Origin of the sequence: Planosporangium mesophilum (genome assembly GCF_016863255.1) — a bacterium.
GTDB lineage: Bacteria > Actinomycetota > Actinomycetes > Mycobacteriales > Micromonosporaceae > Planosporangium > Planosporangium mesophilum.
Genome location: NZ_BOON01000028.1, coordinates 179,407 through 186,658, shown reverse-complemented (window position 1 = coordinate 186,658; position 7,252 = coordinate 179,407). Strand labels below are relative to the sequence as shown.

6 protein-coding genes and 1 riboswitch are annotated in these 7,252 nt (G+C 73.4%); of the genes, 3 read left to right on the top strand and 3 right to left on the bottom strand.

The window, feature by feature from the left end; all coding sequences use genetic code 11:
* Positions 1-67: 67 nt before the first annotated feature.
* Positions 68-135, top strand: a riboswitch (guanidine-III (ykkC-III) riboswitch).
* An 18-nt stretch (positions 136-153) separates the two neighbouring features.
* Positions 154-468, top strand: a complete 315-nt coding sequence (locus tag Pme01_RS15355) for a DMT family transporter (RefSeq protein ID WP_168115828.1) — start codon at positions 154-156, stop codon at positions 466-468.
* Between the two features lie 55 nt (positions 469-523).
* Here the strand turns inward: Pme01_RS15355 and Pme01_RS15350 are convergent, their stop codons facing one another.
* Positions 524-2,413 (bottom strand): FUSC family protein, encoded by a 1,890-nt coding sequence (locus Pme01_RS15350; RefSeq protein ID WP_168115829.1) that lies wholly within the window; start codon positions 2,411-2,413, stop codon positions 524-526.
* 206 nt (positions 2,414-2,619) lie between these two features.
* Between Pme01_RS15350 and Pme01_RS15345 the strand changes: the two genes are divergently transcribed.
* Both Pme01_RS15345 and Pme01_RS15340 read left to right on the top strand, forming a co-directional pair.
* Positions 2,620-3,159 (top strand): MarR family winged helix-turn-helix transcriptional regulator, encoded by a 540-nt coding sequence (locus tag Pme01_RS15345; RefSeq protein WP_168115830.1) that lies wholly within the window; start codon positions 2,620-2,622, stop codon positions 3,157-3,159.
* A gap of 77 nt (positions 3,160-3,236) precedes the next feature.
* Positions 3,237-5,204, top strand: coding sequence for a S9 family peptidase (locus Pme01_RS15340; RefSeq protein WP_168115831.1), 1,968 nt, complete (start codon positions 3,237-3,239; stop codon positions 5,202-5,204).
* A gap of 4 nt (positions 5,205-5,208) precedes the next feature.
* Here Pme01_RS15340 and Pme01_RS31505 read toward each other — a convergent pair whose 3' ends face one another.
* Together Pme01_RS31505 and Pme01_RS15330 are read right to left on the bottom strand one after the other, a co-directional pair.
* Complete coding sequence (locus tag Pme01_RS31505; RefSeq protein ID WP_275408531.1) at positions 5,209-6,405, bottom strand: M23 family metallopeptidase; 1,197 nt, start codon at positions 6,403-6,405, stop codon at positions 5,209-5,211.
* A gap of 108 nt (positions 6,406-6,513) precedes the next feature.
* Positions 6,514-7,197 carry a DUF11 domain-containing protein gene (locus Pme01_RS15330; protein WP_168115832.1) on the bottom strand — a complete coding sequence of 228 codons (684 nt, stop codon included), beginning with the start codon at positions 7,195-7,197 and terminating at the stop codon, positions 6,514-6,516.
* Positions 7,198-7,252: the final 55 nt, after the last annotated feature.

Below are 7,252 nucleotides of genomic sequence, written 5' to 3'. Positions count from 1 at the left end.
GGACACGGGCTTCTGGCGGGGCCGGCAACAATGTCTTGCTGCCGCCCGGGATGCGGTTACTGTGAAGCCGATACCGCACGAGCGGATATCCCGGACGAGGGCGTGTCGTACCCGGCCAGCGAAGACGACCGCGTCGAAGGTGCCTAGGTCATCATGTCGTGGTCGGTTCTCGTCTTTTCCGGACTGCTGGAGTCGGTCTGGGCCGTCGCGCTCAGCCGGACCGCCGGTTTCACCCGTCCGCTCCCCTCGGTAATCTTCGTCATCGCCCTGGTCCTTAGCATGGTCGGCCTCGGCTACGCCCTGCGTACGATCCCGGTCGGCACCGGTTACGCGGTGTGGGTCGGCATCGGCGTGGCAGGCACGGCCGTGACCGGCATGCTTTTCCTCGGCGAGTCAGCGAACCTGTTGCGGGTCTTTTCCCTGCTGCTGGTGGTCGCCGGCGTCATCGGGCTCAAGCTGTTCCACTGAGTCGTTGTCGAGCCGTTTGACAGTGGCGCCCCGGATCGGGGCGCCACTTTTGCTTCTACCCGCACCGGAAACGGTGCCGATCCGCGTCGGTCACGGCGGCCGCGAGCACACCGAGCGCGGCGGAGGTACGCGGGTAGCCCGGCACCGGCGTTACCGCGGCCGGCGCGGAGGCGTACCCGTCGACGGCGCCCGCGATCTCGTTCAGACTGCGCCGGAAGGCCCATACCGTGTCGGGCGGCGGTGGATTCCGGTACCGGGGCAGGGAGAGCGCGAGGAAGGCCAGCTCCTCGATGGCGACCGTGACCGGCCAGCGCAGATCGGTGTCCGGCGAGGCGGCCCGGTCGTCGGCGAGGGCGTCGGTGTGTACCGCCCGCAGCGTCGCCAGCTCGGACTGGAGCAGGCGCCGCCCGTCCCCCAGATCCCGCCCGTCCCCGCTGTCCGACCAGAGCGCGCACAGCACGCGGCCGACCGAGCGGAGGGTACGCCCCTGTACCTGCGGCAACCGGGCGGCGGTGGCCCGCGGCCACAGCACCGACCTCAGGATCAGCGCGAGTACCGCGCCGAGCACCGTGTCCGTGATGCGGGCGCCGATGGTGACGCCGACGTCGGCACCGGGCGTACCGATGTGGAACAGCACCAGCGCGAGCACGGTGATACCCACGACCGCGAGGCCGTAGCTGGCGGTGATGATCATCTCCGACGCGAACTGGCACAGCGCCACGCCCGCCACCACGACCACCCACGATCGGTGGCCCGCGAGCAGCGTGTACGCGAGCGCGACCCCGGCCACCGTCCCCGCGATCCGGTGCACCGAGCGGCGCAGCGTGTTGGCGGAGTTGGTGGCGAGCAGTACCGCGGCCGCGGTGAGGCCGACCCAGTACGAGTGGTCCAGTCCGAGGGCGCGGCCGATGCCGGCACCGGCCGCTACCGCGATCCCGAGGCGGGCGGCCGCCGGCAGGATGACCGAGTGGCCGCGTGCGGCCGCCCGTAGCTGGGGGCGGATGCCCGGCCAGGCCGGCAGGCCGGTCAGCTCCTGGTCCGGGGCGGCGGTGTCCGCCCCGGCGAGGGCGGCCCGTACCTGCTCGATCGCGTCCGGCAGGGGGCCGGGGGCGGGCGATGACGCTGACCCGCCGCCGGCGGTGGGCGATGACACCGACCCGCCGCCGGAGGCGGGCGATGACACCGACCCGCCGCCGGAGGCGGGCGATGACACCGAGAGTTGTACGTCCGCCGCGGTACGGCGCGCGACCGCCGGGATGAGGGCGCGTACCGCCGTGGCCCAGCCGGTATCCAGCGGGGCGGACGCTTCCACCTCGACGTGGAGGGCCGCCTCGAGCAGTTCCTCGATGGCGGTCAGCGAGCGGGTGAGCCGGTGGTCGGCGGGGAGTACCCCCTGAATGACGGCGCGGCGGGCCCGTCGCACGGCGGTGACAGCCTGGTGGCGGGCGGCGCCGGCGTCCGGCCCGCCGGTACGGGCGAGCAACCCGGCGACCGCTTCGAGCGCGGCGCGTACCGCCCGGCGCTCCGGGGCGCGGGCTCTACCGAGCGCCGGGGACATGGTCACCAGCCAGCCGACCGCAGCCCCGGCCGCGGTCAGGCCGGCGTTCCACAGCGCCTGGTCGGCGGGTACCGGGATTCCGGTCGCGGCCAGGGTGGCGAGCACGATCAGGTACTCGCGCGGCGGCGGGATCTCAGCGGCCTGGCAGACGAACGACGTGGCGCCGGCGACCGCGCCGGCGACGAGCGGGGCGAGCCAGCCGCGCGTGGACGCGAGCCCGCCGAGCAGCACCCCCAGGGTGAGGGCGGCGCCGATCCCGGCGACGAGGCGGGCGCGGTACCGGTACGGCGTGTCGGAGCCGTAGAAGCCGGCAAAGCCGCCCATCGAGGCGAGGGCGCCCCAGGCGGGGTGACCCACCGCGACGCCGATCGCCAGTGGGAGGGTCATGCTCAGCGTTGCGCGTACGGCGACCCGTTTCCGATGGGGAGCGGCGGCGCGCACCGCCGTGACGGTGGCCCGGACGTTGTCGATGCCGCGTCGGGCGGCGTGTGAGAGCCTGCTGCGGCCGGGGAACAATCCATCCTCGAATCCATGACTGATCTGTACGCGGCCGCGCTGCCGCCGGACGGGAGCGCACGCGGTACGCTCCAGGTATGAACGTACACCAGTCGTTTACCGGCGTACGGCCGGTGGACGTCGAACGTGTTCGTGACCAGTGGGCGACGGCGCGGCCGGATCTGCCCACCGACCACCTGCCGCTCCTCACCGCGCTCCAGTCGGCGGCGGCCGGGGTGCGCGCCGAGGCCAACGCGCTGCTCCTTCAGGGCGGGCTCAACCGCGGCGAGTTCGACCTGCTCTGTGTACTCCGGCGCCTCGACGCCGCGGAGGGCGTCACTCCGGCCCAGCTCACCGCGTCGACCCTGGTCTCCGCGGCCGGTACGACCAAGCGCCTCGCCGCGCTCGAACAGCACGACTGGATCACCCGTACCGCCGCACCGCGCGACCGGCGCAAGATCCTCATCCGGCTCACGCCGGTCGGCCGGCAACGCCTCGACGCGCTGCTGCCACAGGTCTTCGACGCCGAGCGACGGGCACTGTCCCGGCTGAGCGACGCCGAGCAGGTGACGCTCCGGGACCTGCTGGACCGCGTCACTTCCGACCACTCCGTGGAGGCGCGGGCCCGGACACCCTAGAGTCGGACCCGGGTCGGGCTGTGATCCAGGTAACCGCCCGCGCCAGGCAACGATCCGGGTTGACGAGGGGAGAACAGGTGCGGGAGCTGCCGTACGGGGAGTGGCCGTCGCCGATCAGCGCGGCCGACGTGGCTCGTTCGGGCGTGACGATCGGGTTCGTCGCGGCGGTCGGCGACGACGTGTGGTGGGACGAGACGCGACCTCGGGAGTCGGGGCGGACCGTCGTGGTGCGCCGTCGCGCCGACGGCACGGTCACCGACGTCCTGCCGCAGCCGTGGCACGCCCGTACCCGGGCGCACGAGTACGGCGGCAAGGCTTGGTTGCCGGTTCCGGCCGCGCCGGGGCGCGGACCCGCACTGGTCTTCGCCCACTGGGACGACCAGCGGCTGTACCTGCTGGAGGACGGCGCCGACGAGCCGCGCCCGTTGACCCCCGAGCCCGCCGAGCCGGCGGCCCTGCGCTACGCCGACCCGGTACTGACCGGCGACGGTGCCGAGGTGCTGTGCGTACGGGAGGCGCACCGCGACGGGCGCATCGAGCGGCATATCGTCGCGGTACCGCTGGACGGCGGCGCCGCCGCGGACGGCGGCCGGGTGCGCGAGGTCGCGGGCGGCAGCGACTTCCTCGCCTCCCTCCGGATCTCCCCGAGCGGGGACCGGATCGCGTGGATCGCCTGGGACCATCCCCGGATGCCGTGGGACGGCACCGAACTGAGGGTCGCGCGGCTGGAGAACGGGGTGGCGAGAGACGTACGGACGCTGCTCGGCGGCCCGGAGGAGTCCGTGCTGCAGCCGGAGTGGGCCGACGACGCGACCCTGTACGCGGTGTCCGATCGCAGCGGCTGGTGGAACCTGTACCGGGTCGGCGTGGACAGCGGCGAAGCGCGCCCGCTCTGTCCCCGCGAGGAGGAGTTCGGCTTCCCGATGTGGCTGCTGGGCCGCGTCTCGTACGCGCTGCTCGGCGACGGTCGGCTGGTCGTCCTGCACGGCACCGGCACGTACGCCCTCGGCATCCTCGACCCCGACACGGGCAAGCTGGACGACCTCGATGCGCCGTTCACCGTCTGGAAGTCCACCCTGGCGATCGGCGACGGGTGCGTGCTCGGGGTGGCCGGCAGCGCGAGCGAGCCGTACACCGTGGTACGGGTGGATCCGGACGCCGGAGCCGTCGAGCGGTTGCGGCCCTCGCTGGACCGGATCCCCGACCCGGCCTACCTGCCGCACCCGCGGTCCGAGGCGCTGCCCGGCCCGCACGGCCGGGTGGTGCACGCCCACGTCTACCCGCCCCGCAACCCCGAAGCCCTGGCCCCGGAGGGCGAGAAGCCGCCGTGCGTGGTGTTCGTGCACGGCGGGCCGACCGGGCAGGCGGAGCAGGTGCTCAAGCTGGAGATCGCCTACTTCACCAGCCGGGGGATCGGGGTCGTCGACGTCGACTACGGCGGCTCGGCCGGGTACGGGCGGGCCTACCGCGACCTGCTCGCAGGCCAGTGGGGCGTGGTGGACGTCGAGGACTGTGTGGCCGCAGCGCGGGCCCTGGCCGAGCGCGGTGAGGCGGACCCGGCACGGCTGGCCATCAGGGGCGGATCGGCCGGTGGCTGGACCACCCTCGCGGCGCTGACCGGTACCGACGTGTTCGCCGCCGGTACCTCGTACTTCGGCGTGGCCGAGCTGCTGAGCTTCGCCGAGGACACCCACGACTTCGAGTCGCGCTACCTCGACGGGCTGATCGGGCCGCTGCCGGAGGCGCGGGACCTGTACGTCGAGCGGTCACCCCTGACGCACGTGGACCGGGTGTCCTGCCCGGTCCTGCTGCTGCAGGGCTCCGACGACCGGGTGGTGCCGCCGTCGCAGTCGCTGATCGTCCGCGACGCGCTGGCGGCCAAGGGCATCCCGCACGCGTACCTGGAGTTCGAGGGCGAGCAGCACGGCTTCCGGATGGAGTCCACGATCATCGCGTCGCAGGAGGCCGAGCTGTCGTTCTACGGCCAGGTGTTCGGCTTCGAACCGCCGGGCGTGCCCACGCTCGAACTGTCCCGCGGCGAGTAAGCCGTCACAGCCACGGCATCGGGTCGACCGGGCGGCCGCCCAGCCGTACCTCGAAGTGCAGGTGCGGTCCGGTGGAGGCACCGGTCGACCCGACCTGGCCGATCACCTGGCCGGCGCTGACCTGCTGGCCGACGGTCACCAGGATCTTCGACTGGTGGCCGTAGCAGGTGGACATCCGCTGGCCGTTGACCTGCCCGTGGTCGATGCAGGTGTAGTACCCGTACCCACCCAGCCAGCCGGCCTGGGTGACGCGGCCGGCCGCGGCCGCCACGATCGGGGTACCGGTCGGGGCGCCGATGTCGGCGCCGGCGTGCAGCTGCCAGACGTGGTAGTACGGGTCGAACCGGTTGCCGAAAGTACTGGTGATGGCGCCGGGTACGGGTCGGCGCAGCTTGCCGCCGCCGTAGTTCGCGGCGGTGGCGGGAACCGGGGCGGGGTTCAGGATCGCCTGTTGGATGCTGCTGTTGACCTGCTGCTGGATGTTCTGGACCTCGGCCTGTCGTCGGGCCAGCTCGCCCTGACCGGAGGCGACGGCCGAGGTGAGCGCCAGTACCCGGCCCTCGGGCGAGTCGACCGACCCCTGGTAGCTCCCGGCGGTCGGTGTGGTGTCCCCGGTGTTGGAGGTGAGCACCGTGATCAGGGACGGGACCGCGCCGGCCTGGCGCTGCGCCACGGCGAGATCGACCTGGGTCCGGGCGATCGTGTTGTGCAGGTACTGAACCCGGTGCTGGACCTCGCTCAGGCGGGCCACCAGGCGGGCCTGCGGTGTGTCGGCCGGGTCGACCGGTACCTGCGGGTACAGGTCGGCGCCCGGGTCGTTGGCGATGATCTGCGCGGCGTTGCCGGGCGTCACCGGAACGTTCGGGTTCGCCGCGGCCGGCGCCTCGTTGCCCGGCGCACCGGCGGCCGGCTGGGCCGGCTGCTGGGCCGGCTGCGTCCCCGGGCCGCCCGGCTGCGCGGGCTGCACGATCGGCGGGAGCGGTGAGGGCTGCGACGCCGGCGGTTTGACGATCGTCGGCAACGGCAACGGCAGCGGCAGGGCCGGCAGCGAGGGGGCGGGCAGCGCGGGCAGCGGCAGGACGGAATTGAGCGGCCCGGGCAGGAGGCCGCCGCCCGGGCTGGCCGCCGCGCCCGGCGTCGCGACGGCGGCGGCGGGTGAGCTCACCGTCGTGACCAGGGTCGCCGTGACGGCAGCCGACACCGCGCACACCATGCACCACTTCGCATGCCTCATACCCAGCCCCCAAGCAGGTTTCGTTATTCGTATATCGCTATTGGTACCCGGAGTGTCACGCCATTTATTCGATCATCATGAACGGCGTCGCCGCCACCGGACAAGAAGCGCCGTCGCCGCCGCGCCCAGGACGAGTACGGCCGCGCCCGTTGCCCACGGCAGCAGCCGCCGGGTCGCGCCCGCCGAGGGCTGCGGCGACGGACTCGCGCTGGACGGCGCCGGGATGGGCGCCGCGCTGGACTGCGCGGCCAGGTACGCGTTGCTCACGACGTTGTTGGTCGGATCGGCGTCGGGCGCGCCCAAGGTGACGTTGGCGAGGTTCTGGACGAGCGTGCCGCGGGCGGCGCCGGCGTGCACGATGCCGGCGACCGTCACCTTGGCCGTCGGCGGGCTGGCGTCCGAGAAGTCCACATTGCCCAGATCGCAGACGACCGTGAGTGCGGTGACCACCGGGCAGGAGCCCTGGCTGGGAGTCGCCGTGACGCTGTCCAGTTCGACGGTGGTCGTGAACGTCACCCGAACGGCGCTCGCGGTCCCGGTACCGGTGGTCGACAGCGTGATGGTGTGCGTGACCGCCTGCCCCGGCGGGGAGGCGAACGGGGTCGAGGTCAGGACGGGCGCCACGTCGCCGGCGGGCGCCCCGGCGGAGGGGGGCGGGGCCGAGGGGGACGGGGTCGCGGTCACGGCCGGCCCGGACAGTGCTCCTCCGGACAGCGTCACCGCGACGCCGACGACCGGTACTGCGCGCGTGATCCACATCCGAGCACTCTAACCAGCCGTCGATCGCCCGAGCACCGTGCGCACCCTGACCCGT